The 26,356-nt window shown below is 43.8% G+C and carries 21 protein-coding genes and 1 pseudogene; 7 read left to right on the top strand and 15 right to left on the bottom strand.

Going from position 1 to position 26,356, the window contains the following annotated elements; translation table 11 throughout:
- Positions 1-48 precede the first annotated feature (48 nt).
- The 4 genes and pseudogenes from ACFI6G_RS18390 to ACFI6G_RS18375 form a co-directional block, all read left to right on the top strand.
- A pseudogene (locus ACFI6G_RS18390) lies at positions 49-228 on the top strand (transposase domain-containing protein); the annotation flags it as partial.
- Positions 229-440: 212 nt separating this feature from the next.
- The gene (locus ACFI6G_RS18385) at positions 441-2,687 is read left to right on the top strand and encodes a hypothetical protein (protein WP_462710401.1); all 2,247 of its coding nucleotides are present in this window, start codon (positions 441-443) and stop codon (positions 2,685-2,687) included.
- A gap of 609 nt (positions 2,688-3,296) precedes the next feature.
- Positions 3,297-3,515 (top strand): hypothetical protein, encoded by a 219-nt coding sequence (locus ACFI6G_RS18380; RefSeq protein ID WP_372007062.1) that lies wholly within the window; start codon positions 3,297-3,299, stop codon positions 3,513-3,515.
- A gap of 18 nt (positions 3,516-3,533) precedes the next feature.
- Positions 3,534-4,148 (top strand): DnaJ domain-containing protein, encoded by a 615-nt coding sequence (locus ACFI6G_RS18375; protein WP_372007063.1) that lies wholly within the window; start codon positions 3,534-3,536, stop codon positions 4,146-4,148.
- 205 nt (positions 4,149-4,353) lie between these two features.
- Here the strand turns inward: ACFI6G_RS18375 and fbpC are convergent, their stop codons facing one another.
- The 7 genes from fbpC to ACFI6G_RS18340 all read right to left on the bottom strand — a co-directional run bounded on the left by fbpC (position 4,354) and on the right by ACFI6G_RS18340 (position 13,120).
- Positions 4,354-5,409 (bottom strand): ferric ABC transporter ATP-binding protein, encoded by a 1,056-nt coding sequence (gene fbpC / locus ACFI6G_RS18370; RefSeq protein WP_016768889.1) that lies wholly within the window; start codon positions 5,407-5,409, stop codon positions 4,354-4,356.
- An 18-nt stretch (positions 5,410-5,427) separates the two neighbouring features.
- Positions 5,428-7,443, bottom strand: a complete 2,016-nt coding sequence (locus ACFI6G_RS18365) for an ABC transporter permease (RefSeq protein WP_253821890.1) — start codon at positions 7,441-7,443, stop codon at positions 5,428-5,430.
- A gap of 224 nt (positions 7,444-7,667) precedes the next feature.
- Positions 7,668-8,702, bottom strand: coding sequence for an ABC transporter substrate-binding protein (locus ACFI6G_RS18360; RefSeq protein WP_016768891.1), 1,035 nt, complete (start codon positions 8,700-8,702; stop codon positions 7,668-7,670).
- Positions 8,703-8,878: 176 nt separating this feature from the next.
- Entirely contained in the window at positions 8,879-10,210 is a 1,332-nt protein-coding gene (uhpC, locus tag ACFI6G_RS18355) for an MFS transporter (RefSeq protein ID WP_171343879.1), read from the bottom strand.
- A gap of 148 nt (positions 10,211-10,358) precedes the next feature.
- Positions 10,359-11,996, bottom strand: coding sequence for an MASE1 domain-containing sensor histidine kinase (locus ACFI6G_RS18350; protein ID WP_462710400.1), 1,638 nt, complete (start codon positions 11,994-11,996; stop codon positions 10,359-10,361).
- Between the two features lie 3 nt (positions 11,997-11,999).
- Positions 12,000-12,626, bottom strand: coding sequence for a response regulator (locus ACFI6G_RS18345; protein WP_372007066.1), 627 nt, complete (start codon positions 12,624-12,626; stop codon positions 12,000-12,002).
- A gap of 179 nt (positions 12,627-12,805) precedes the next feature.
- Entirely contained in the window at positions 12,806-13,120 is a 315-nt protein-coding gene (locus tag ACFI6G_RS18340) for a hypothetical protein (protein WP_372007067.1), read from the bottom strand.
- Between the two features lie 200 nt (positions 13,121-13,320).
- Here ACFI6G_RS18340 and ACFI6G_RS18335 point away from each other — a divergent pair, with 200 nt between their 5' ends.
- From ACFI6G_RS18335 to ACFI6G_RS18325, 3 genes are all read left to right on the top strand, one after another.
- A complete protein-coding gene (locus ACFI6G_RS18335) occupies positions 13,321-13,881 on the top strand; it encodes a hypothetical protein (RefSeq protein WP_241904387.1) in 561 nt (186 codons plus the stop codon).
- Between the two features lie 117 nt (positions 13,882-13,998).
- On the top strand, positions 13,999-14,364 hold the full coding sequence (locus tag ACFI6G_RS18330) for a hypothetical protein (protein WP_372007068.1): 366 nt from the start codon (positions 13,999-14,001) through the stop codon (positions 14,362-14,364).
- A gap of 58 nt (positions 14,365-14,422) precedes the next feature.
- Positions 14,423-15,187, top strand: coding sequence for a hypothetical protein (locus ACFI6G_RS18325; protein WP_462710399.1), 765 nt, complete (start codon positions 14,423-14,425; stop codon positions 15,185-15,187).
- Positions 15,188-15,551: 364 nt separating this feature from the next.
- On the opposite strand, the gene ACFI6G_RS18320 is transcribed toward ACFI6G_RS18325, so the two are convergent.
- From ACFI6G_RS18320 to ACFI6G_RS18285, 8 genes are all read right to left on the bottom strand, one after another.
- Positions 15,552-15,968 carry an SMI1/KNR4 family protein gene (locus ACFI6G_RS18320; protein WP_462710398.1) on the bottom strand — a complete coding sequence of 139 codons (417 nt, stop codon included), beginning with the start codon at positions 15,966-15,968 and terminating at the stop codon, positions 15,552-15,554.
- A gap of 17 nt (positions 15,969-15,985) precedes the next feature.
- Positions 15,986-16,672, bottom strand: a complete 687-nt coding sequence (locus ACFI6G_RS18315; protein WP_462710397.1) for an HNH endonuclease — start codon at positions 16,670-16,672, stop codon at positions 15,986-15,988.
- 2 nt (positions 16,673-16,674) lie between these two features.
- A complete protein-coding gene (locus tag ACFI6G_RS18310) occupies positions 16,675-19,917 on the bottom strand; it encodes an ATP-binding protein (protein WP_462710396.1) in 3,243 nt (1,080 codons plus the stop codon).
- Between the two features lie 10 nt (positions 19,918-19,927).
- On the bottom strand, positions 19,928-20,866 hold the full coding sequence (locus tag ACFI6G_RS18305; RefSeq protein ID WP_462710395.1) for a hypothetical protein: 939 nt from the start codon (positions 20,864-20,866) through the stop codon (positions 19,928-19,930).
- A gap of 51 nt (positions 20,867-20,917) precedes the next feature.
- Positions 20,918-23,206, bottom strand: a complete 2,289-nt coding sequence (locus tag ACFI6G_RS18300; protein ID WP_462710394.1) for a dynamin family protein — start codon at positions 23,204-23,206, stop codon at positions 20,918-20,920.
- A gap of 49 nt (positions 23,207-23,255) precedes the next feature.
- Positions 23,256-24,167: a dynamin family protein gene (locus ACFI6G_RS18295; RefSeq protein ID WP_462710393.1), complete on the bottom strand. Its 912-nt coding sequence runs from the start codon at positions 24,165-24,167 to the stop codon at positions 23,256-23,258.
- Entirely contained in the window at positions 24,164-25,063 is a 900-nt protein-coding gene (locus ACFI6G_RS18290) for a helix-turn-helix transcriptional regulator (protein WP_462710392.1), read from the bottom strand. The genes ACFI6G_RS18295 and ACFI6G_RS18290 overlap by 4 nt, the downstream gene beginning before the upstream one ends.
- 166 nt (positions 25,064-25,229) lie before the next feature.
- Complete coding sequence (locus ACFI6G_RS18285; RefSeq protein WP_462710391.1) at positions 25,230-25,877, bottom strand: hypothetical protein; 648 nt, start codon at positions 25,875-25,877, stop codon at positions 25,230-25,232.
- Positions 25,878-26,356: the final 479 nt, after the last annotated feature.

The raw sequence follows: 26,356 nt of genomic DNA, 5'->3' as shown, positions 1-26,356 counted from the left end.
AGAAAATCTTTTTCCATTAGAGAGACAACTGGATGCGATGGCGAGGCATCCGTTGGTGGAATAAAAGCAAGTGCCAACTTGTATAGTTTAGTAATGACATGTCGTACCAATGACATCAATCCATACTATTACTTCCAGCACCTGTTCACCGAGTTACCGAAACGAACTCCAACTGACGATTTGTCGGATGTGATGCCGTGGAGCGTTGAAATTAGTGAAGCTGAATAAGACTCTATTGTTTCATTAATCGCTTACCGTGCAAGCGATAATGGATTATTACCACATCAGACAGAACTATATCGTCTTTCTAAATCTCTAAGCGTAATAATGGTTTACATTATTAGTAAAGCGACCTACATGTTCAATAAGGTTCACTTGACTTGGTTTTGTATCATGCTAGATTTTTATGCTTCCTGGCTCATAAATGGATTTTATTAATAATGAAAAAAACAATATTAGCGACTTCAGTGATTGCACTTTTGGCTGGTTGTGGCTCAGATAGTGACAGCACTTCGTCGCCCACCACTTCGCCGTCTGGCTATACGGTAACTGGCTTTGATGGATATCTTCAAAATGCGGTTGTTTACATCGATAAAGATGGTAGTAGTAGCTTTAGTGATGCCTCTGAGTTTGTGGGTTTAACCGATGAATCAGGTACATTAACGATCGATGAAATGCCTTCTGAACAATTAGCTTTACAAACGCTAGTTAGCGGAGAGCCTGCACAACAAGTGCTTGCTGGAATGGACAGTAAATATGAAGCGGTTTACACAACCGACTCAGATCGTCCTTCAATGCCACTTGATGCTGAATATACACTTCATACACCTGAAACTGCAGAAGTGATCTCGCCATTGACGGATCTTATAGTGCTAGAGATGAAGAAAAGCGGAACGGATGTCGATACCGCAATTGCCGTTGTTCAGGGAGCACTTGGTCTTGATTCGGATTCAGACCTATACGTTGACTTTGTTGAGAACGGAGATGAAAAGCTTCATAAAACAGCCCAGATTTTGGCAGACTCTAAAGCTGGAAATCCAATCGCTTATAAATTAAATCCAATCGAGTTCGTAACCGATACAAAAATAGCCGTTGACCAAATTCCTGTGGATAAATTATCCGACCCTAATTATCGTATGATCGTAGACGGTGATACGGGTACGAATGACACAATTCCAACCGGTTCAGATACTTACGTTAATCCTACGGTTTTTAACACCGTACAAGCACAGTTCGATGCGCTAGATCTTACATACGGCTACTCTGCTGGGAAGCCGGTTACTTTATTTGAAGCAGACTTAACCGATCTATTCAAAGACTCGGATAACACTGGCAAGTTAACTAATTTCATTCACGTATCCAATACAGCTTCAAATTACATTGTACTTGATAAGTACAATGAGAAAACAGGCCTCGTTGCTTATGTAACTAACGGGCAGATGCGAGTTGGCATGAACTCAATAGATGCTATTAGAGGTTCTGGCGATTACACAGTTGTTGTCCAGTACGAAGGAGAAGATTCAGATACAAATAAAGCCAGGGCTTTATTTTCATTTAGCATTAAAATCGATGATTCTACCCCGCCTGTTTTGATTTCAAATGAAGCAAACTTAGCTCAAGCGAAAATATATGACACACCGATGGTGGTCGATATCGACATTGCTCCAATTGAGATAGACCTAAATAGTATTTTTAATTCACACGGAAAGGACATTGAATTCTCATTAATTCAAAATACGATGAATGGGCTAAATCTGTCTTTGAGTGGTTCGATGCTAACGATTGACGGTGTGCCTTCTGCTGGTGCTGAAAAAGATGTATACGTACTAGAAGTCGTCGGTAAGTCAGGTAGTGAAGAAACGACACTTTCATTGAATTTACCTGAAATACTTTTTGTGCCAAGTAGTATTGCTGCGATGGAAAATCAAGTTCTTTATCGTGCAGTATTGAATTTACATGCTGATATTCGTAAATGTGAAGCCATCCAACTTATTAACGGTGAAATCTATTCCATTCTTGGTGAGAACAAGTCCGATTGTCCAGTGAGTGTTCCAAGTGACATAACTGGCGACCTTATAGGTAATTATAGTATCGAGAATGGCCGCTTGATTGCCTTTAGTGGAAAAGTTCCAGCTGACAATGCAGACTCTCGTTATTTGCTAGCTAATTTAATGAGCACAGACAGCAAAGATGGTGATGTGTACCGATTCTTGGTTCAAGGTGGCGTGACTCCTACACCAGAAACGTACTCTGTTGAATTCTATGATGCACCTTATCAAGTAGAGAAGATTGTAAAACCTCGGACTGTTGACGATGGTGGAAGCTGGTCTGAGAATGCGGTAGCAGGTTCAATTAACATTAATGGGGAATATGTCTCTACATGGATTATGGCAACTCATGGAGAGCGGTTGAGTCTTCAAGGCGATAGTTCTAACGGTATTTTGTGTAAAGATGTCGCCGGTCAGTATGAATCATACGAGGTTGGCATCATGATAAATAACGTTTATCAATCTCTATCGCATCAGCCGATTTACGATGTGTGTGAAGAGTTATCAGGCAGTTCAGTGAGTGTTAACATTGGTGTTGAGCTGGGGCTTGGGAATGAAACTTACGTCCATATCCTTCACCCATACAGCACTTCAAATGCTCCTTACATTCAGCGTGAGTGGATTGAAACTCGAGATTAATTCGCAGTCATTGGAGAATACTTAATAGCCTCTGTGATTTAGAGGCTATTTTCATTGAGTTATATTCTTTTCCTGTTCAGCACAAGTAAATCCAGTATCTAAGGTGTTAGCGTAGCCTTGACGAGGTAGGTTGTGCTTATTTCATCTGAGTGGGCAAGTGAGATTTTTTGCACCGCAGTCAAATCAGTTTTGCTTATGAGCAGTTTGGATCAAGCCGTTTTAGCTCATCTATGCTGAGCGGTGATTTTATCTCTTTCAGAACAACATAACTGCGCTGATTGGGGGGAGCTGACTTGAACAAAAAATAATAGCTCAGGGGTTTTGTCATACGCTTTAAAAATCGAGACACCAATGTTACCAAAATGAAGTGTCTTACTTTTTCGGGCTATGAATACGCGATAGACTACTATCATCATTCTCAACTTCTCAACTTCTCAACTTCTCAACTTCTCAACTTCTCAACTTCTCAACCTCTCGAGTACTATGACAACTGTCTCTCTTTCTTTCTTAACGACAACTCCATCTTCTCCGAAACAGAAGAATAAACTTAATCAATTATGGGATGACGTCGAGAAAAAATAGTGTCGTATTGAGCGTTATCAAGCCAAATTGGATGATTTTTATCATGACTTCAAAGCGTCGACTGAAAAGCAAGAACGCGCAGTGTGCCGAGCGACAGAGAAATGGATCCATCGCTTAATTTCTTTTATCCTGCGTAAAACGATTAAAGGGCCACAACGTGAAGCTCTGTACGATTGGATACAAGAAGAGTTGATCATTTTAGAATCCAATCCATTTAACCCTGTGGACTCAATAGCGTTACGTTAATCGTTCAACCAAGCGCTTTTGGCGCAGCCATCAAACCAAGCCGACGTAGACTTTTTCTCTCAAGCCGATGACGAAAATCACTTCGAGCCGTCACATCATCAAGCGAGCGATGCGCTTTACAGTGATAAACAGATAACCAAGTTGTATCGTCAGTTGGCCAAACAATTACACCCAGATAAAGAAACGGACGAAGAGAATAAGTCCGAGAAAAGCGCGCTCATGCAGCAAATGTCACAAGCGAAGAAAGACAAAGATGTGGTGGCCTTGTTTATGTTGGCTCAGCAGCATCTTCCTGATCATGAGATGGTGATGGATGAAGGTATGCTTGAACGCTTAACGATGACGCTGACCAAAAAAATTGGGCAATTAAACCAGGAATATCAAGAACTCCAGCATGGTGACGATCTCAAAAGTTTGATTTGGCAACGATTTGGTGGGGGCAATAAAGCAGCACGCCAGAAAGGGTTAAGAGAGTATCGCGATCATTTAAAAAAAGAGTCACAAGCGCTCCTCGCCCAATCCCAAGAGATCAAAACAGTTAAGCAAATACAGCAGCGCTTAAAGCAGAAAATAGAAGCGTCTTACTTTGACAACCCGCTTTTTAACATGGACCAGTCTGAGTTGTTTGCCTGATTGTGTTTGAAATGGATGAGGAAATGACAGTGTTAGAAAGGTTGGGCTAAGAATAAAATGAGGGCGAGAAGCGCTCCACCCTCATTTGTTATGGGGATATTGACTTAATTGATGTACATCGATACTCCAGGGCCCACATCTAACCCAAAAGGAGCACAATGCTCCTTTAGTTGACGGTGTTTATCTTGTCGCCCTACATGCGCATTTATGCGTTAAAGGGCAATAAGAATAAACCAGTCGGATTGATACTTAGATACGCGTGATCCGCTAGTGACGCATCAAATTGCGAGGTATTAAGTTGCAATAAAATGTCATGATCGTGCCATGTCACCCCCACTTCGTACATGTTCCCCATATAGGCGACTTTATTGACAGTGCAGCGTTGGCTGTCATCGCCATGGTCGGTCAACAATATGGCTTCTGGTCGCACTCCAACTTGATATTCATCATTCGGAAAACCTTCCACCATGATAGGGTCTGCAGGGATTCGATATTGGTTAACGGTGATGGTTTCCCCGTCAAAATAGCCAGGGAAGATGTTCGCTTCTCCCATGAAGTTTGCCATGAACATGGAAGCGGGGCGCTTGTAGAGATCGGTGGGTGAGCCTTCCTGCATAATATCCCCGTCTTTCATCACAATCACAGTGTCAGAGACCGCGAACGCTTCAGTTTGATCGTGCGTCACATAAAGTGAGGTGATCCCAAAGCGTTGCTGCAATTCACGAATCGTTTCCCGCATATTTCGTCGTAAGTTCGCGTCTAGGTTACTCAACGGTTCATCGAACAGGAGTACTTTGGGTTTTAAGACTAAGGCACGCGCAAGAGCGACGCGCTGTTGTTGTCCGCCTGAGATTTGGTCGACAAACCGGTCTCCAAACCCTTCTAGGTCCACTAGCTTTAATGCTTCATCCACACGTTGTTTTATTTCGCTGTTAGACAGCTTGAGCATCTTCAACCCATAACCGACATTGTCATGCAGAGACATGTGCGGGAACAAAGCATAAGACTGAAACACCATACAAATGTCTCGTTGTTGAATCGAGGTGTTGGTTACATCTTCACCATCAATAAAGATTTGACCGCTTGTCGGCTTTTCAAGCCCCGCCACCAAGCGCAGCACCGTGGTTTTACCGCAACCCGAAGGGCCAAGTAGCGTGACTAAGCTGCCTTTTTTGATTTCCAGATCTAAGTCGCCAATCACTGTGTTATCACCAAACTTCTTGCAGACATTTTTTAGAACCACAAAGTTTTCATTTTCCATTATTCATATCTCCAATAGTTATTCTTGGTTGGTGGCTTTAGAGCGAGACACACGAGCTTCGCCGACCAGCGCGTCAAAAATTAAAATAATCGACAACATCACGACAATGAGGATAGAGCCGTATGCGATCGCAATACCGTACTCACCATCTTCCACGCGGTTTAAGATGTACGACGTGGCAACCCGAGTTTCTGGGGTGACCAAGAAAATGATTGCGCTGACTGTCGTCATGGCTCGGACGAAACTGTATATCAGAGTCGAGAGAATCGCGGGTCTTAGTAAGGGTAAAAGGATATGGGTGATCGTTTTCAGTGAGTTGGCACGCAGGCTCAATGAGGCTTCATCCAACGATTTATCCAGTTGCCCTAAACCAGCGACGCCGGCGCGAATGCCGACTGGAACATTACGCATCACCATGGAAATGATCACGATGGCAGCGGTACCTGTTAGGTAAACTGGCGCATCATTAAACGCCAGAATGTAAGAGACGCCCGCAACAGTGCCAGGGACGGCAAAACAAAGCATGGTGGCAAATTCAATCACTTTTTTGCCATGGAACTGTTGTCTAACCACGATGTACGCGATCAATAAGCCGAAGAACGCCGTGATCGGTGCAGCCACACCTGCATAAGTCATGGTAGTAAGCAGTGATGGCCAAGCACCTTCACTCATTCCCATACCAAAGAGTTGGATGTAGTTGTTCAAGGTTAAACTATAATCCACGCCCCAGTTGACCGTGAAGCTACCGAAAATGATGCTGCCATAAAGCAGAACATTGAAGGCCATCCAGAAATAAAGTAGCCCCGTTACGCCGTGTTTTAATGACGGCGGAAGAGGTTGTACATCTCCACGATAGGACTTGCCTGAGATGGTGACGTAAGAACGTTTACCAATCCATAAGTACTGCACGACAAAAATCGCCAGTGAGAATAATAAGAGTACGGCACCTAAGGTACTAGCGGACGCATAATCGAGCTGCGCGCCGGCAATGTAGAAGTAGATCTGAGTCGCGAGTACATCAAAGCTACCGCCAAGCACTAATGGGTTACTAAAATCTGCTAACGATTGAACAAAGATGATCAAAAAGGAGTTTGCCAGCGCCGGTTTCAACAAGGGCATCACGATCTTAAAGAAGGTTTGGTAGCGATTGGCGCGTAAGGTATAAGACGCTTCTTCCAATGAAGGGTGCAAGGATTTCATTGCCCCATCTAAAATCATGAAAGACATGGGCGCAAAGGCCAATACTTGAGCCATCCAAATACCCGTGAAGCCATATAACCAGTTGGTTTGTTGTAGACCAAACCAATCGGCCATGAGCTCGGTAATATAACCAGAGCGTCCCAGCATCAATGTAACACCAAGGCCCACTACGAAAGGTGGAGTTACAATAGGAAGAATGGAGAAAATACGCGCGATAAAAGCTGAACGTTTGGCAATACGCGTGGTGTAAATCGCAAAAATCAGACCAAAGAAAGTGGCTCCAATACCAACGGAAGTGCCAAGCATGATGGAGTTCATGATGATTTGAACAATTTGCGGCTTGGTGATGATGTCGACAAATTGCCACATCACGAACTGCCCCATATCATCTTTAAACATCGGGACAAAAATGGCGATGCTTGGATAGATAATGAAAATCGAGATAAGCAGGACTATCGATAGCAGGGAGCCGATCACAAATGTATCGCCGCCCAAGTATTCCAGTCGAGAGAAAGCCAGAGTGATCACAGCCCCTAAGCCAATGAATAGGAAAATACTGGCGTAGCCTAATCCTTGCTCGGTGTACCATGAGGTGATTAAAGCAAAAAGCATACACGCACTGGAAAAGCCTATATCGAAGTAATGGCGCTTTTTGGCGTATTTGTTTTGCGCTTGATATGGTCGGAACAGTAATACCAAAGGCAAAGCAAACCACCACCATGAGATGTTCATCCCACTCCAGCCCATGGCGGCTTTGAACTCTTCTGGGGTGGATTCAAACACTCCATAGTCGAGCGAAAACACAGGCAGCAATATAAATGCGCCGATCAACATGGCAATCCAATAAAAAACTGGATCCCTGCGATGCGTTTTTTGACCTTGGTGAGCGCCTTGGCGCGGGTGATTCGCCGATTCTGCTGCTAAGTCATTCATTGTAAATTACCAAATTTTGGGTGCGACAGTCCGTCAGCACAATATCCCTGCTGATAGACAGTCGTATTAAAAATTAAAAAGGGAGCAGCGTGTGAACGCTGCTCGGTGTGAGACGCCGAGTAGGCTTATTCGCCCATTTTCACGACATTGACCCACTTGTTGATCAGACGCTTACGCTCGGCAGAGGAGCCATAGGTGTCCATGTCGTAGTTGATCAACGTTAAATCTTCTAGGTTAAGCGCATTCGGTGATTGTTCCGCTGACTTGTTAGTGAGGATTTGGAAAGATTGTCCCTTCTTCCACGCTAGCTCTTGGCCTTCTTTGGATAACACCCAATCAACGAAGAGTTTGGCATTATCGAGGTTACGAGCGCCTTTAATGATGCTCACTCCGCCAATTTCATAACCAGTACCTTCACAAGGTGAAATGAGCTCCAGAGGTGCCCCTTTGGATTGTTCTAGTGAGTAATCGTGTAAGAAACCAATCCCGATCGCAATTTCACCACGCGCGGAATTACGCGAAGGCGTCACACCCGATTTGGTATATTGCGAAATGTTTTTATCCAAATCTTTAAAGTAAGTAAACGCTTGGTCTTCTGTCCACAGTTGGATGAAAGTGGCCAGAGCCGTATAGGCGGTACCGGAACTTTGCGGATCGGCGATTTGAATTTCATCTTTATATTCAGGTTTGGTCAGATCGCTCCAACAGCGTGGGATCGCCAACCCTTTCTCGGCCAGACGTTCAGTGTTCACGCCAAAACCTAAGATCCCCATGTACACAGCTGAGGAGTAGTTACCTTTGCGTTTGGCCGGATCTTTGTAGTTATCCATGATGAATTCAAGTTGAGGAGATGGGTAGGCTTGCAGCAAATCCATTTCTCCAGCCTGAGATTGCGGGTCTAGCGTGCCACCGTACCAGACGTCGGCGCGAGGGTTTTTCTTTTCCGCTTCGATTTTCGCTAAGGTGCTACCAGAACCATTTCGAACAAAGGATGTTTTGACATCATATTTGTCAGAAAAGGCTTTAGTTTCAGCTTCACACATGGCGTTTGTTGCGCTGCAATAGACGACGAGGCGACCATCGGCCATGGCTTGAGGAGCGGCGATGGCAGAGCCAAGGATGCAAGCGGCCAGTAGGCTGCGGTGAGTACTAACTTTCATGTTATTTCCTCTGCTTTATTATAATGAACTCAATGCAAGAGTGTAGGGTTGTAGGGCGCATTGAGTGCTTATCACATCCAGTGATAAGTTGGTGTCATCATGCAGTGTGCATGGTGACGTTATGAATAAACCTCGTGAGTCAGCAGAGAGTCCCCACGTGGATTGATGCACGTCTTTTAAGGGGAACTCAGTGTTTCGGCACGTTGTTGTGCTTTGACAAAAGGCAAAATCAGTAGGCTGATACAAGCCGCCGATAAGGTGATGACACTGAAAAAGCCTTCCCAGCTAAATTGTTCAATGATCAGTGTGAGTGGGTAACTCGCTAGTGCGGCGCCTAAGTAGCCAAATAGCCCCACAAAACCTGTCGCAGTGCCTGCTGCTTCTTTGTGCGAACATTCCGCTGCTGCCATACCAATCATCATCTGTGGTCCAAAGACAAAGAAACCGATGGAGAAAAAACACCCTGATAACACAATAAAATTGTCTAGTGGGGTCAGCCAAAGTGCGGTTACTGATGCAAAAATGCCTAAGGCAAAAATTAAATTCATCGGCGCACGATTACCGTGAAAGAATCGATCCGATCCCCAACCACCAAATAAAGACCCAAGAAACCCGCCAATTTCAAACATCGATACAGCGGCATTGGCTGAAAACAGTTCGAAGCCATGTCGTTGCACCAAATACAAATTGCCCCAGTCGTTGATCGCGGTGCGTACGACATAGACCAAAAAATAAGAGCTACACAGTAACCAAATGTACTTATTACCCAAGACATAAGTTGTAAGGATGGCTTTAAAATTCAGCCCTTTGCCTTCTTGTTCATGACGTTTTTCTAATTCATCGTGACGCCATTGTCCGACGCTTGGTAACCCCATGCTGGTTGGTTTATCTTGCATGCGAAAGCACAAAACGCCGCCGACGATAATGGCGAGTAACCCAGGCAAGATAAAACCATATCGCCACCCCCACGTCATGGCTGTAAAGCCAATCACGATAGGGATTAAAGCGCCGCTCAAATTGTGGCAAGTATTCCAAATAGACCACCAAAAACCGCGCTCAGATCTCGAATACCAAGTGTTGAGCAGTTTGGCACAAGGTGGCCAGCCCCAACCTTGGAAAAAAGCATTCAACGTCCACAGTGTGGCAAACATCACCAAAGAGGAACTCAACCCAAATGCTATGTTAATAACACCAGTGGCGATGAGCCCAAGCCCCATAAAATAACTGGGTTTCGAACGGTCACTGACCATTCCAGAAACAAACTTGGATAGACCATATGTGATGTAAAATAGTGTACCGAGAAAGCCGATATCGGAATGCGCTAAACCGAGGTCACTGAGCATTGCTGGCATCGCAAAATTTAAACTTTTTCGAGTAAAGTAAAATACGGCATAACCCGCGTACATCGACAGCATTAAGTGCAGTCGCCAATAGTGATAAGTGGCATTGATCTGACTTTGATCCGCTATCGGTTTAACGGGTTGCTCGGCTGTAAGAAACCCCATCATGTGGTTGGTTCTCCTTAGTACGATTGGATGTTACTAGACGGATTGAGATAATGAATGAGACTAATTTATAAACGACTAAGAAAAATTCCTAGTTTTTCCATTGAGGGGGGATTTTTGTGGGCGAGTTAACAAATCATTGACATTAAGGTCAGGTACTCGTTGGCAAGTTGATGGTGATGCGAGTGCCGTTGAATGAGGTGCTATCTCGCTCATTCGGTCTTTCGCTTTGCTCCGATACCACTACGCTACCCTGGCGTGTTTGAATGGTCATCTCTCCACCTAACGCACTGACTCGTTCTTTGATCCCTTTAAGCCCTTGGCCTTTCGTGGGCCAATCGTCAGGCAGCCCTTGACCATTATCTCTTAGTTCCAAACTGAACGTATCACCGGGCATAATGCTCAGTTTTACTTCCGTGGCGTTTGCATGCTTGCTGACATTGTTGAGCAACTCTTGGGTGATGCGGTAGAGCGTAACGGCGGTGATGTCATCCAATTTATTGGGCGACAGACCGAAGTTGAGTTTAAAATCGATGTGTCGATCGGCAAAGCGCATTTCTGAGCTAAGTTGTCGTATAGCATCTTCTAGCCCCAATTCATCTAAAGTATGAGGGCGAAGTTGAGTCAACAGTTGACGAGTGGAGCTGTGTATTCTTAACGCCAGCGTATTGATGGTACTGGCGATGTTTTTGCTCATCTCATCTTGGCTGGTGCGATCGGCGAGCATCGCTTGAATTTGAATCGCTGTGATATTTTGTCCGATTTCATCGTGTAGCTCACGGGCAACGGACTTTCGAATCGCTTCTTCGACTTGCACTAATTGAAGCGCCAAATGTTGCTTATTGACGAGCTCACTCTCTAAATCCTTATTGACCTTTTGTAATTGCTTGGCGAGTAAGTACTGACGACTGATCGCAATCCCAAGTCCTAATCCAACCAATGCTTGGGTGATCATGAAAATTTGCAGTTCTTGGTCAGACTCAAAGGAGCCGCTAATCTGCCTAGCCGTTGTGAGTAAGATACTGTTGATCACACTGGCTAATACACCGCCTTGCCAACCGTATTGGTAGGCCATGAAGATGTTGGGTAGCAAAATAATCAACAGCGCCAGCGGTTTCATTTGATCTAATAAGGTGAGCTCTGCGACTAACCCAATGCTAAAGAAGGCGATTCCCCACAGTAAAGCAGAAGGACGTAACCGCACTTCTTGATGAATTAGGGTAGGGCTCAGTGGTAACCAAATTTTCTTCTGTAAGTAGTCATAAAGTAGATAAAGGAACGGTGCAAGTAATAGACCACCGGTTAAAGCTGAAATCGTGGTGGAAAAAATGTAGCTCACCGGCATGGCTAACGGTTTGAACAACAGCAACATCGTGAGTCCACACAGTAAACCATGGATAACAGTGAGGCTCGTGAGGGCCAGAATCTTTTGCCAATAGACCGTAAGATTTTTCCAGCAGCGATGAAAAGGGATGGCGAGAAAATAAGGCAAGAAAGCAAAAATGGGCAACAAGTACTCATGGCGGAACTCGGCCAACAAGTAGACTAAGCCACCTGATACCATGAGTTCGCTGGCCACAAAGACTCGCCACAATGGACGGCGCGCCAGCGTGAAAGCGACCAATTTCAGACCGCTTGGCAACAGTAAACCGGCCAGCAAGATATCGGGCGATAAATAGCGACTAATATTCCATAAGCAAAACCAGCTGATGCTATAAACTAAAAAGCCAAAAGCGTAGGAAAACGCATCGGCAAAGATTGGGCGAGTATGGAGCGGTGATGGTTCCATCGCTTATTCAGCGAGTAGTTTGTTCTTGATCGCGAAGCGGATCAGGTCAACATTATTCGCCAACCCGAGTTTACTGAGAATGTTGGCACGGTGAACGTGAATGGTTTTATGACTGATCGACAGCTCAGTGCCAATGTGTTTGACATCTTCGCCTTGGATCAGGTGATTGAAGACTTCAACTTCACGTTTGGTTAGTTCATCGAGCACGGATGGGGTGGCCGATGCATTACTTAAATTAAACAGGGCATCGGCACATAAATAGCGGTCGCCGTTGGCAACGGTTCTTATCGCCGCTACTAGCTCTCCAGGCCCACAGCGTTTGGATAAGTAACCGCAGGCCCCTGCTTCAATGGCTTGGCTGACAAAGGAGGCGGAATCGTAAATACTGAGTATTATTGCTCGAAAGTCCGGTTGCGCTTTACGCAGCTTACTCAGCAGCACCAAACCACTTTCATCTGGCATAGAGATATCAATCACCGCCACGTCAATGGAGGTGTTGGCGAGAGTGTGGAACGCGTCGGCTGCGCAGCTGTATTGACTGTGAACTTGAATGTCTGCTTCTACACTGAGCAACTGTGCAAAACCTGAACGCACCATAATGTGGTCGTCGACTAACGCTACTGAAATCATCGTACATGTCCTTTGTGTCGTTCCGCATCATTGCAAAAGCAATGTGAACCTTCAAATTAATCGGTGCGCATATGTGATGGCAGTCGTTTATCGGTAAGGTGAATACCATCAATTCGTCGTGTCAGCTCAGCCTGAACTCATATCAATGGTAGAGGAACCGTGATTTCATTACGGTTGATTTATAAGTCAACTGAGTGAAGTAATTTGACACTAATTGAGGTCTCGTCAATCAATGTAAAGACTTTCGGGCGAATCTCGCTAATCCACCAATCATTATAGGTTTCTTCATAAATCCGCTGTCTAGCTTCTTCATTCTCAAATTCTCGGAGCCAGACAAAAAAGTCAGTGTCGGTGTCGTCCGTTCGGATATATGTGTCGACTATGACCATACCTTTGGATCGTTGATAGGGGAGAAGCTCTTCGTGCATCCAACGTAGCCATTCAGACGTTTTTCCGGGGCTGATTTTATATTCTCGTAACTCGGTAACTTTCAATTTTTAATACTCCAATATGATTGGTGCCCTAACCACCTCAAAAAAACATCATTTATCTCCTGATTTTTGGGTTAGAACATTGCTGACCAAGCCTGTTTTAAACTCTTTGTATGCATCTTGTCTATTATGTCAAAGACATGACTATAAAAATGACCTAAGATACTGTTAATGTTAAACATAATGATTTAGGTCGATGGATTGTGGCTAAACATGAAATATTAATTATTGAGTCAAGAAGTGCAAAAGATATTTTTGACGATAGATATGAAGGCGCGACTCTTAAAGAGGTTTTGAAGTTACAAGGGGTCTCAGCAAAGCATTTTGAAGTGGTCAATAAAGCTTACTTTGAAAAAGCCATTAAATATGCAGCAAATAAACACATCAAGTATGTGCATTTTAGCGGGCATGGATCTGAAGAGGGTATTGCGTTAACGGACGGCTTCATTACGTGGCAAGAGTTTGATGAGATAGCGTGGCCACACTTGAAAGATACCTGTCTATGCTTTTCGAGTTGCGATGTCGCAAAAGGTGTTGAAGAAATATTCGAATACCATAAGTCATTTTGTAATGCCGTGATAGCCCCTACAAGGGAAATTACTTGGGGAGAAGGCTTGGTGGCCTTTAGTGCTTTGTACCATCGAGCTTTATCATGCTCGACGAGCTCCAGTCAAGATGTGAGAGTGTTAAATCATATTGTTGGTAAGGGAACATTCCGTTTTATTGCTTCTACTTATCGAGCGACCACTTACGCTGTCGGTTAATCATCGTCAGTAAGTGGTGCGCTGTGGGCCTGATACGACGGTGCACATCCGTAATCGTACTCTCAATTTACTTTTATTTTCTCTGCTTATTTTAAAAGCTTGGACGACAGACTCAATATGAATAAGACCGATTTTCCTGAACTGCCAATTAAGCTCTCTCACCTAATGGCCAGTCTTTATCGGCTGTTAGATGAAAAGAAAGAACATTCCCAATCACTAAGTGAACAAAACTCGATCCTTGAGCTTCAGTTATATCTTCAAAATATATGTCACCTTGCAAGGACGGCGTACTCTGCATCCATCACATTAAAAAGCCGACCTATGCTAGAGCAACTGATGAGAAAATCGTTTTCACTTGAGAGACAGCTGAACGCGATGGCCAAACATCATGAATGGTTAGAAGATTCTGATACCCAAATGCTGAAACAGATGGGTCTCATTATGGACGCCTTGTCGAGCGAAAATAAGCGTCTGAGTGATTAAGCTTTCCGATTTTGCTACACCTGAACATTACCCTCATTGAGAACTTGGAGATCTAAACATGAAACGATTGATTAATGAGTTACATTTCATTAATTCCCCAAAACCTGTAGACACCATTGAAGTGGACATAGATAGCCTTCCGAAGGGGTACTACGACTACATCGATATTGTTACTGAGACTTTGCGACCATTGGCTGAGTCATCACCGGATCTGCGCGCCACCGTTTATGTACAACAGGCATTGTCTGTCAACTTTGGCCATGCAGGCTGTTCAGTTTTTATTGGTGTGGTTGGAAGCCCAAATGCCTTAGCGTTAATTTTGAATGGATTCCAATCCATACCTGGGATAGGTGCTCGCTACGGAGATTCTATTTTCACAAACCAATCTCGTCGTAGACTTCACATAGAGGATGGTTTGGTTTGGCAGCAGGAAGATGACGTAACTTGGTTTGTCGCCTCTTCGATAGAGGGTATTGCAGAGAGCGATGATGAAAGTGACCAGTATGGTGAACACGATTTTGAGCATTACCCAAGTCAGGCTAAGGTTTATGAAGCCGGGGATTTGTTAAAAAAGACAGCCAAAGCGAAGGATTCTGAAATCGACGATGTCGTCAATCCAGAGATCCTTGTTGCATCATACTCTAAAGGTATTTATACCCGATCTCGATCGGTCCGAGCAGACGCAAAAGTTGGATCGATTCGCACAACAATAGAAGGTGTTTTTGGGCTGCCGGAAGGGTCAGTAAAGCTTTGCGACCCCGAGGGGAATTCATTACGTGCCGATGCAAAAATAAGCACACTTCGTCGACGTTGGGATGAGTGATAAATCATTCGGCTTTATCATTCTAATCGTAAATATAATGATAACTGAATTGAACTATACCGCATTTCTGATGTTGATATTGAAGCACGAGGCATTGACCCTGTATCGAGTAATGGGGTGAGTGCCTTGAATGCGTGCTACGAGAAAGCCCAAAATTGAAGAGTGGGGGATGAACATGGTCATCTTCTTCTTCCTTGGAGCATGCTAAAAACGGAATAGTCTGTCTCTCAAAAAATGCCGTGCAGAATGACAGATACCGTCTTAGTTGGCGGTATCTGTTTTGATATTAGGAAGTCAATGATTCGGTTCGCAGACGCTTACTATTTAACTAGCAATAAACTTTCATTCTATTTGGCGATGTTTTTTATTTGATGTCTTTTGGTTGCCCTATTTTTTGTAAAAAATCATCAAACGCTTTTTCGATAAGTTCCGTTTTTCCTGTTTCAAAATCCAAGAACAAGATCTCGTGACTTTTTTTGTCGAAGCATACGTAGTTACCAAAGTTATCTATTGCAAACGCTACGAGGTCTGCTGAGATTTTAGTCACTCCTTTGTTCAATCTGATGATGTTTTCCGCATCCGTAGGGTTGAATGATAAAAAAGATTTAATCGTTCTCTCTTGCGATGTATTCGTCTTAAATACACTGATTGGAGGGCGACTACCGTTATACTGCTTAACAAACTCGATATAGGTATCGTTAAACTGATACCCTAATGCTTTTTCAGCATCCGGAATGAGATTTTCCGTCGCTAAAGGTTTTATGTAACGCCATTCTTTCATTTTTTTTATCCTCAAAATCAACGGTTTTCTCTACCACCACCCCAAATGGCTTTTCCACCAGTGTGTCGATTGTTTTGGTGGTCTTCCGTGCTAATCAGTTGCATTTTTCCTGACTCTTCATTGTGATGCCATGTATAGCCATCGGGGGTATCATTATTTTCAATTTGCTCCCGTTGTTCCTCGTTAAATTGTTTTGAGAATTCAGGGTCGCTTTGTATCTTTTCTTTTAGTTGTTGGTTTCCATGTTTCGCTTGTTCTGAATCCGTCGCTTGAGTCATTTCGTTAGGAAGTTGCACATCTATGGCACTCTCGAATTGCGGGAAAACCCCCTCAACTTCAATGCCATTGATTTCAAACGTTTTACGGACATACTCAACGCCATCTTCACCTATTTGGCCTTCTTTACCTTCATTAATGGTTTTTAGGCGAACTTTTCCATCTTCACTTATTGTTGCGCTTTCCAGTAAGCTGGGTGAGCAACCTAACTTTTCTCTATAGTCATCTTTTTCTTCCTGAGTTAAAGGTCGGGCTTCGCTCTCTAAAACCTCAGGATCGGGCTTTAGAGCCGTTTGTTCTAAAATCGGGCGATCAAGTTCATTTAAGTCGATATTTTTTTCATCGATACTCTCAAGCGCTTTTAGAAGCTCGGGTTGGAGCTCTGGTGGCATTTTGGTTGCAACTTCTTTTATCGCTAATAAATCCATTGTTATGCGACCCTCTTGTTAGCAAACTGTATCCATTCTGAGTAGAGTTTTATGTATTCTTCGCCATTAGGGATTAATGATCTAAGTAGCGGTTGGATGATCATAGTGACCTGCTCTTGAGACGCATGCTTGAACTTTTCCAATATCAATATTTTGAGATGGTAATGTATCTGCTCTACACTCTTAACCTCGTGAATAATACTTTCTAATTGTTGTTTACAATCCAAGATATACGGTACTAGAAATGCAAAGTCGCGGAATTGAAGCTCATTTAGACCGGCATACAAATATTGTCTGAGCCTAATCTTCATTTCTGTTGGAAAGTTGCTTCGGAAGAGTTCTTGAGTAAGTTGTACTTCATTGGTCTCTAACTTTAGTTGATTATACCCGCCCAAAAGGTGAGTGATTAAATTAAAGCGAAACTCTACTTCATGCATTCTTTTCGTTGGCAATGCTTGATATCGGTAGAGCTCTTCTTGTCCTGAAAATCGACTGACTTTACATAATACAGCTTCGATCCACTCATTTTGATACACAACGGCGACCCCTCGAGGTAAACGAGCGATTTCTTCGACTTGCTCATCCGTCAGTCCTGCTGACTTACCTGCCAATAAGCGGTCGACTTCATCAGGCAAACGCATCAGGATTTTAGTGTTGGTATTGCGAATAGCTGAAATATGTACCGCAGATGGTGACTGATCGGCAATGATGAACCCTTCGCCATAAGTTCGCATTTCGGCAATAGCGTTAGACAGCATTTCTACCGATTTTTCGGCAACACTGCCACCTTCAGCTCCATTGCTAGATGGGGTCGCTCTCAATATGTGGTGCGCCTCCTCCAAAACAGTAATGTGCTTAAGAGGCTGATTCATTTGCATATGTTCAGCTCGGAATTCACCAAGTTTTATCACCAAAAGCCCCATCAAAAGGGACTTGGTTTCTTGAGACCCAATTCGGCTCAGATCTACGATCACATTCTGGTCAAAAAGATCTTCATTACTGATTTCATCGGCAGCAAAGATTTGGCCGTTCAGCCCGTTGACTAGTGAGCGAACACGAGTGACCAAGGCGCCGGTATAGTTACTCTTCATTTCGTCTGAGTAAGCCGATTGAGATATCACTGCCTCGAGCTGTATGAGTAAGTCGGTAAACGTAGGGAAAAGCCGTGAGCTGTAGATTGAGGTTGAATCGCGTAAATCCCACCCGCAAGCTTCATAACTTCTCAGTACTGCGTCTTTAAGAATAGCTGGCATGGCGGCATACATCGGCCAACAGACGTTAAACACTTCAATCAATCGATCTACATGTTCAAGTACATGGGTTTGCTTAGGGAAGGAAAACGGATTGATTTTCAAAAGCTCTGTAAATCGGTCGTTTGTCCCCAAAACACGTACATTTTGGCGATTTCCAAAAACATGCTTGTATTCTCCCTTCGCCGGTTCAATCACTAAAAAAGGAATATCTTGTTGTATTGCCTGCTCCAGTATGGTGTAAACCGTATTACTTTTGCCAGAGCCGGTTGAACCTGTTATCAGTGTATGGCTTGTCAATTGGTCGAGGTCTAACTCTACAGTTTGTGGTAAGTCAGTCCACAAGTGACGCACATGACCTAACGAAATTGTTCGTGAATCAACTTCAGTGATTTCTGCGGTAGGCATCTGTACTTTACGCCCAAATGCTGCCGTTTCCTGTACCACTACAGTAGACGTAGAGCGTCGAGGCAGACTAAGTTGAAGAGCCATCTCCTTACTCGATACCAGAGTTGCAGGCGTGAGATAGGGGATATGTGCATTTCGACTAAAACTCGGTTCGAGTCGAGGGTGCGTCAGCTTTCCCAACCACTGAGTGATTGTATTCGCCTTTTGGCCTGACCAAGTCGTCAATGCAAAGTCTTCCATTGACGACTGAGTTCCACGGGTCAGCCCTAAGAAAATGCTAGATAACGCTTCACTAGAGGCGGCACTATCACTGACAAAATAAGCCGTACTAAGCCAACCGCCATGGCTTTTGGCTTCGTTAATGCGGTTTAAGTGATGATCAACTTTCTCCAGCATATTCAAGATACCTTTGTCTGTTGTCTCAAAACTGACTTGCTTTGTCGAACCTTGTGTTTGGGTTACCCCTTTCGTATTCGTTGTGCTTAGTGTGTCGGTTTTCGTCGTTGTAGAGCTCGTCGCTCTTGATTTATTCGTCGAGTGGCTGGTGCTTTTGCTGTCAGAGTTGGACGTTGAGGTGCCGTTGGTGTCGGTAGTTTGAAATAAGCTTGCGATTTGTCCACCAGCTTGACTACCTATAATGGCCCCTAGAGGCCCTCCAAACATGCCGAGTGTTGAACCAATCGCCATTGCTCCCATACCTATCACTTTATCTTTTTTATTCGGTGTGGTCTTACTTGTGCTCGTATTGCTAGATTTAGATGTCGACGTCGTGGTGCTTTCACTAGTGCCCGTCGTTTCTGTCAGCCCCAAGCTTTCACCCAGAGAGTGGCTGAGTCCCTCACTAATGCTGAGGTTGATGGCATCACTGTCCTGAATACCATAGCTGTATTGTCGACTCGATAGTGAGGATAGTTGAGTGGCTACCTGCTCATAGCCTGTACGAACCGTGTTCAGTGCTTGCATGGAGACGGGCTCGGCGAGGATAAGTCCCTCGTACGTGCGGTTTTCTGCTGCATCAATAAAGCGCTCCAGCCCTTGCATAAAGTGTGTTTGGTCTTGTGTCGAAAGCCCCGGAACACTGCTTACTGCAGTAACTGTTTTACTTAAACTATCTTCATCAATACCATCTAATAGTGCGCCTACATCGGCCCCATTTAGTGAGGTAAGTTTGCTGCCAGGGAAGTGTCCTTTAAAGGTTTCTTGTAATAAATCTCCCGAGTTTTGCCCCAGCATTTTCCCCGGTTCACCACGGGCACCAATATAAAGTAGGGTTTCTTTGCCGTCTGATTTTAAGAAAAGGAACACGGTGTATCCTGCTGCGCCCAACGCAGTGTATGCTGCCGTGGTGCTTTCTAATACCGATTGTTTATTTTCCTGTACAAGGCGCTCAACGCGGAAAATACGCACGTCACCGCCTCGGTTAAGCTGCACGTTGTGTTGGTTTTCAACCTGAAGCACATCGTAGTGTTTGAGCTCAGCAAGATAACTCTTGTTAATTAACGCATGAGCCGTAGAGAGCGCGGTCAATGCTTCTTGTTGCGCGGGAAGTAAAGGAAAGTCTTCCATTTCGGTGCTTGATAAATTCATTTAAACTCCATTACACAATGACGGCGAGAATGACCAAGGCGATAGCAGCCACCGCCCCTCCAATCATCAACATTGAATTCAGAACGCTCTTTTGAGGTTTAGGATTTGTATGGTGTTGCCTGCCACCAATCTCTGGCTTCATTTGATGTTGCGGTGTGCTTCTCGATGGAGCACTTCGCATAGGCGCAGAAGAGGCTTGATTTGATGGGAGGGTAAATACGTGATCACGTACCGCGACCATGTGATGGATGCGCTCTAAAGAGAAATTGGAAGAAGCATATACTTCTTGCATGCCATAGTAGTGGAGGTCCCATTTAGCTGAGTCGTGAACCATGCCTTGGGAGTAGGCGTTTTCTTCATAAGGCACAAATAATTTTGGATGTTCGGATAACGTCCAAGCAATGGTCTTACGCAGTGCGGCAGTGGATAAATGGTCGTCATTCATTTCCATAAACAAAGCATTTCGGATGGAAGAAATATCGTCATTATTGACGCTGTTTTTTAGTGAGTGGGATGGGCTAAACCCCGTAGTGTCTACAGATGAAAAATCAGCGTTCATAGTGTTTTCCTTTGTGCTCGGCGTGTTCTTATGGCTTGCTGCCGGATTAGACGTTGGTGAGAGAAAACCAGCGACCCTACGTTCTGTTAGATAACTTTTCACCTCAATAAGGTGCTTAATTCTTTCTAAGCAAAAGTTTTTTTCCGCGATATGGACTTGTTTTAAGAAGTAGGAGCTGCGCTCCCATTCCATCGGGTCATGGCTTATCGGATCCGTAGATATGTCCGTTCGGTAAGATGTAAAAAGTGCCAGTTTGTCTTCGGGCAGCTCCGCCAGTATCTGGTGCAATAGTTCGGCTTTAAAATCTGGGTTTCTTATAAAGCCAATAATTTGGGATTTAAATTCTGCACTGGTTAGCGATGGTGCAGTAAAATTTTTTATTTTGTCCATAGGATCAATCCCTTAAAGGCCCATTGATACTTTCAATGGGCACGTAATTGTTTAAAACTGTAAGATGGCTTCAAGTTCTTGCTTGATGGATCGAATCTCTTCGATATCAGATTGCGCCTGAGTTATGGCTTGCTCGCGTTCAGCTTGGTTGTTAGCCTTTTGGCTTAGGTCGTTTAGAACGACTTCAAACTTGGCGTTGAATTCGCCATCCAAAAATGAAAGGTAGTTGTCGATCAACTTGTCCTTGTCTTCTTTGATATGGAGCTTGGCTTGATTCTTGAGTGATTCAAATTGGTCGCGAACAACTTTCCCTCTTGCTTTCCATAGTTCTTGAAGATTGACAAACTCTTCTTGACGATAAGTTTTTACTTCGCGAGTGCGCCCCCACGAAAACGGGTTATACCATTTAGAATCCGAGACGGTTCTATATCCACTCACGACGGATTTTTTTTGAATGTCGCTTTGGCTTACCTCTATATTGAAAGGAATAGATTCAATGGAGTGTTTGAGAGCTTGAAAAGCAGGCAGATCTAATTCTCGACTATCCGGAAACAGAGCTGCCACATGGTTTTGATATTCTTCAAGTAACTCTTGTTTGATAAGGTGTTGTGAGTGTTGAAATGATTGTTCGTACTCGTTGATGATCCGGTTAAATTCAAATTTCAGCTCTTGTGAGGCTATGTTGACTTGAGACTCAGCTTCACTTACCGCTTTTTCGCCTCTAAACTTTGTTCCAATATTGCGGAGCAATGTCTTAACGTTGCTCTCTAGCTCATTCAGTTCGTTATGCACCTTGATTGGTAAATCTCGGCCTTCTTGCTGTAGCTGTGTTTTATATGCCTGCGTGCTGAAACCCTTATCTCGTCGCGATTTTAGGCTTTGAATCTCTGACTGAAGCTGAGAAAGCGCTTGCTCATCAATTTCCAATTGTTTGGTTAACTCTGCTTCTTGCAGACCTCTTTCGATAGCTGCAGTCATTGCCAAATGAGCTCGGTTTAGTCGCATTGGGAAACTGTACTTGTTGATATACTCATCGATAACCGCTTCAACGCCGGTTAGACCACTGTTCAACAGGGCTCGCGATAAAGTTTTATCTTGCAATGCCTCATCGTTCTGCGCCTTATCTTGCATGGCGGACATGATGGATGAGTTTACTGATAGGTATTGCGGTAAAGCCATGCTGGGTTCTTCAAGCAAGAGGTCGGCAATATTCGTTTTGTCGTTACGCTCTGCACGGGTTAATTCACCTTGCTTGCGCAGTAGGTAGGCCATGCGTGCTGAAACGGGGTAAATATTCGGGTCGTGAATGCCGTTCTCTTCAAGATAGCTTTTCACGCGATTTAGCGCTTCTTCAATATTTTCACCACGCTCAGGGTCAAACATGTCCATCTTGTTTACAACAAACAAGAAACGATCCTTACTTTGTTTACCGCCCTTGCTCATGATGTTAGCTACCAGTTTGAGCAACTGACTGTCATCGTTCGTACCCAACTGTGTTGCGTTCAATACATAGATAATAAGGGGGTTACGTGCTGAATCTTGAATAAAGCCTAATGTCGTGCGTTGGTGTTCAGGATCTTGGCTGTTATTCGGCCCTGGAGTGTCGGTCAACACAAGGTTAACATTATTGTTTTCCTTGATCGCACGTATATCGCCCTTCAACGTTATAGTCTTTGTTTCAGTATCGAGGTTCCATGCTTTCATTGTCGATAAATCAACGACTTCTTGTTGCTCAATGAGGTTACCGTGATTGTCGTGACGTTCGCCATAAAAATCCCCACCTTGCGATTTGTCATCAAAAATGTGGGCAATCGTTGCGGTGGTTGCTTCGTTAGCTGCGGGCAGTAAATCTTGTCCTAACATCGCGTTGATAAAAGTAGATTTACCAGAAGACATAGTGGCAACCACATATGCATCAAAGTTATTGTTCAATGCGTCTTCGAAATCTTGCTTGGCTTTTTGGTCGCTGTTCGCTAGGTAGTCGGCGAATTTTGGTGACTCTTCAACGACCCGGCCCATTAGCGTTTTGATTTTTTCTAGGCGCTCTTCTGCTGGAGCCATTGGATTAAACTTAAGCTCAATATGCATGCCTTTTTGGCTCGCGTTGTCGGCCGCTTCTTTAATGTCATTGAAATCAGATTCAACGCCTGTGAACTCAATAAAGAAGTCTTTACTGCCATTAAAAAACGTCTCCAAGTCATCAAAAACGGACTCTACCCATACCTGCAAACGTTTTGATGCGTAGGCAGTCATGTTAGAGCTTTCAGAAGGTGTAGAACCATCGATGAGGAATTCGGTTTCAACTAAAAATGGGTTATGCGTAATGATAATATGATTCATAGTAAAGTCTCGTATTGATATGAGATAAAGAGTTTTAAACTGATAGCGTCTAGGCCGTAGCCATGAGGAGGGCACTCACTATACTCAAGCCGGTATAGTCAACGAATGCATTTAGCTCCTCTCTACTCATCGCTGGGGTTTTTCCTTTGGCAATTTTCACGAGCCTTTTCCGCACATTTTTCTTCATTATTTGCGGTGCGGTTGCTGCACTATTAAAGTGAAAGGGTTTTTCTCGAAAACGTACCAATTCAGCTGCGAGAATGTTTCGTTCTGTACGCCTTAGCTGGATGAGATTGAGCGATTTTTTTGCTATCAAAGCCGGTTGTGCCATGAGTGGTATGATCTTAGGTTTTTTGTAGCCAAGACCTTCTAAATATTTGTGTGCCAAAGAAACATAGTGCTTAGCGGTCTCTCCCTTTTCTTCGTCTAAAGCATCCATTTTATTCAGTGCAAAAATGACGGGTTGTTTTGGGTTGGTTTCTCTAATGGTGCGAATGATCTCAGCGTCATCAGTTGTGCCCAGCTGGGTTGCATTAAGGACGTAAAGAATCGGGCTTTTCGGGTAAGCTTTGATCGCGTTAATAAATTGCTCTTTGTGTTTATTGTCCCTGCTGTTGTTGGCGCCGGGAGTGTCAATCAATGTGTGTCCCGCTAACATTGAGTGACGTTTGTTGCCTGAATGTGGGATGACCACATCAAAAGCGCTGATTTCATCAGAACTGTTCCATAATTTTATTTGTTCGTCGCAAGGAGCTTGGGTTGACTCAAAGATGGAGCCTGAGTGGGAATAAGCCCTTGCGCTTGGTTTTGTTTTTGAACCTACGGTTATGCGTGCGACTTTAGCGGTTGTTGCTTCATTCCCTGTTGGTAACAACTCTTTCCCGAGAAGAGCATTAATCAGCGAGGTTTTTCCTGCACTCATGGAGGCGGCTACGAGTATGTTTTTTGTTTTGTTTTTCATGACACAGCGCTTTCCGTTTCGTTGTTTGTTTGGTCTATCCAAGACGTTAAATTTTTTCGTATGTAGGTATTGAGTTCACAAGGAGATATGACGCGGATATTAGGTATCCAGTACTGAATGACTGGGGCTACTTGGTTGTAACTCCATACTGAAGTTGCAATAACAAGAGAACCATCAGGCCTTTTTTCTATGATTTTTTGACTAGGAAATAGGGCTTTACGTTCGAAATAAAAGGCAATTTTACGAGACACTTCTAGGGTGACGTTAAAGGTAGAATGCCCAAACCAAATAGTGTCTTGCTCTTTAATTTTCTCGACGACTGACGTGTCATACTCAAAATGTTCTTTTTGAACACAAACGAACTTGATGCGTGCAAGTGAAAAAGTTTTTAGTACTCCTTCTGATATTGCCGCTAAATACCAACTACCATGGCTGTAAACCATGAGGTATGGCGAAACTGTTCGTGATTTACCTTTGTATAAGAAGCTAACATTTCGTCGGTTTTTAATTGCAGCTTCAAAGGAGCTATGAAGCGACGAAATAAAGTCGGCTTCAAGAGGTTGCTCCTGAAAGTGATAGCAATCATGACTCAAGTCGTTGATAAAACTTCGAAGAAATTGAGCAGCTTTAAGGGGAAGCGCTTTTTTCAGCCCAAGATCATCAATCAAACGAACAAGATCTTGTTCGTTGTACTGGCTTCTAGCTGATATCGACAGGTGGTAGTGTCCAGTTTCTGGGCAACGTTCGAGTATGGCGCATAAGCGGTCAAAGTCTCGGCGTATTGTTTTCGTGCTTACCTGATATTGTTCAGCCAAATCCTTGATACTTAAGGACTGCCCAGCGTATGCTCTCGCAGTAATGTCGGCTAAACGATTGGCAAGGATATGGCTCTTCATAAATTGACGTTATACCTAGAATTTGATTGATAGTGCGAAATATACAGCGAGGTATGGACAGGTTGTGTCTCTTTGGAAGCCTGCGTACTCACTTTTCCTCATTCATTTCATTGCTGTGATCTTTTTCACACTATTATTTGGGCAAGATACTGAGCTCTTTTACGGTTTATGCTTGTACTAACGGATATACCGCGTCACCCCATAACTCTTTGTTACCATCCATCATCAGTTCAATAATGGTAGGCACAATATTGGATAATAATGAGGTGCAATCACGCAGTTGCTCACGATTTGCTTGACTGTTGTATGTAGCACCACCGTGAAGTATTTGGTTTCTCAGAGTGTAGAGTCTTGAAAAAACGATACTCAAAACCGTAGTTGTATCTCCACTCGCCAGTGCACTATTTGCTGCGGCTTTGGCATTCCATTGTTCTTGCTTCCATTGTTCTTCAGTGATTTGTCCAGACTGAAATTTCCAAAAAGCTTGTAAAATAAATTCATTGTTTAAGATCAGCCTGATAGACGTAGAATATTGAGACCAGACGATTTCAGATAATTTCTTCGATGTATCTAAGCGCTCTATTTTTGCCACAAACTCTTGATACAGACCGCGCTCACTAAAATCAGGCCTAGAGTCAAAGTTCTGAGCGTAAGCTGCGTTGAAAGCTATCCAAAGGAATATAAACTGAGAGTCATAATCTTCACATTGCTCCGCTTTATTAAGCCAGCTCAGAGCCCGATGGACGCGTAATGAAAGGGATTGTGGGTAGGATTCTCGCTCCCGTCTATGACGTTCTTTAAGTCGCTGATACACTTAATAATTCTCCGATACTGAACTATGCTCTAACATTGCACTAATGAATGAATTATGCAATAGGTTCATTATAAAACTATGATTTAGTCAATACTTACATCGTTGGGTGGAATTATTCAATGCTCTACTGAATGGATTCAGTACGTACGGTTTGGAGAGCGTAACCGTTTAATAGCGGCATTATGTGGTGATAAGGGGGGGGGGGCTTGTCTTTTTATCTACTCGAGCGGCACCGTACTTTTTTGTGCATAGCGTCGACAGTCGTAGATTGGGGTAAGATAGATTAACCTTTAATTCCTCATGGTTTACCCACCTTAAATTGTTACGTGTATTGCGAGTTAGAAAGTGGAAGAAATGCCTTTATCCGTTCGCAAATGGGATTACCCATCTTGCGGAATTACAGACATAGATCGGGACTTAAATGCAACCTGAACCTGCGTGACAAAGGCATTCTGGAATTAAAAGCGGCTGGACGGTCG

The organism is Vibrio sp. PSi01 (genome assembly GCF_054960695.1).
This window is presented reverse-complemented; position numbering and strand designations above follow the sequence as displayed.

Excerpts from the sequence above, each read along its gene's own strand:
- ACFI6G_RS18290 (WP_462710392.1), bottom strand. The coding sequence starts at position 25,063 with ATGAAGAGCCATATCCTTGCCAATCGTTTAGCCGACATTACTGCGAGA.
- ACFI6G_RS18330 (WP_372007068.1), top strand. The coding sequence starts at position 13,999 with ATGAATAAGACCGATTTTCCTGAACTGCCAATTAAGCTCTCTCACCTA.
- ACFI6G_RS18300 (WP_462710394.1), bottom strand. The coding sequence starts at position 23,206 with ATGAATCATATTATCATTACGCATAACCCATTTTTAGTTGAAACCGAA.
- ACFI6G_RS18385 (WP_462710401.1), top strand. The coding sequence starts at position 441 with ATGAAAAAAACAATATTAGCGACTTCAGTGATTGCACTTTTGGCTGGT.
- ACFI6G_RS18305 (WP_462710395.1), bottom strand. The coding sequence starts at position 20,866 with ATGGACAAAATAAAAAATTTTACTGCACCATCGCTAACCAGTGCAGAA.
- ACFI6G_RS18310 (WP_462710396.1), bottom strand. The coding sequence starts at position 19,917 with ATGAATTTATCAAGCACCGAAATGGAAGACTTTCCTTTACTTCCCGCG.
- ACFI6G_RS18365 (WP_253821890.1), bottom strand. The coding sequence starts at position 7,443 with ATGTTGATCGGCGCATTTATATTGCTGCCTGTGTTTTCGCTCGACTAT.
- ACFI6G_RS18315 (WP_462710397.1), bottom strand. The coding sequence starts at position 16,672 with ATGGATTTATTAGCGATAAAAGAAGTTGCAACCAAAATGCCACCAGAG.
- ACFI6G_RS18350 (WP_462710400.1), bottom strand. The coding sequence starts at position 11,996 with ATGGAACCATCACCGCTCCATACTCGCCCAATCTTTGCCGATGCGTTT.
- fbpC (WP_016768889.1), bottom strand. The coding sequence starts at position 5,409 with ATGGAAAATGAAAACTTTGTGGTTCTAAAAAATGTCTGCAAGAAGTTT.
- ACFI6G_RS18345 (WP_372007066.1), bottom strand. The coding sequence starts at position 12,626 with ATGATTTCAGTAGCGTTAGTCGACGACCACATTATGGTGCGTTCAGGT.
- ACFI6G_RS18325 (WP_462710399.1), top strand. The coding sequence starts at position 14,423 with ATGAAACGATTGATTAATGAGTTACATTTCATTAATTCCCCAAAACCT.
- ACFI6G_RS18320 (WP_462710398.1), bottom strand. The coding sequence starts at position 15,968 with ATGAAAGAATGGCGTTACATAAAACCTTTAGCGACGGAAAATCTCATT.
- ACFI6G_RS18360 (WP_016768891.1), bottom strand. The coding sequence starts at position 8,702 with ATGAAAGTTAGTACTCACCGCAGCCTACTGGCCGCTTGCATCCTTGGC.
- ACFI6G_RS18295 (WP_462710393.1), bottom strand. The coding sequence starts at position 24,167 with ATGAAAAACAAAACAAAAAACATACTCGTAGCCGCCTCCATGAGTGCA.
- uhpC (WP_171343879.1), bottom strand. The coding sequence starts at position 10,210 with ATGATGGGGTTTCTTACAGCCGAGCAACCCGTTAAACCGATAGCGGAT.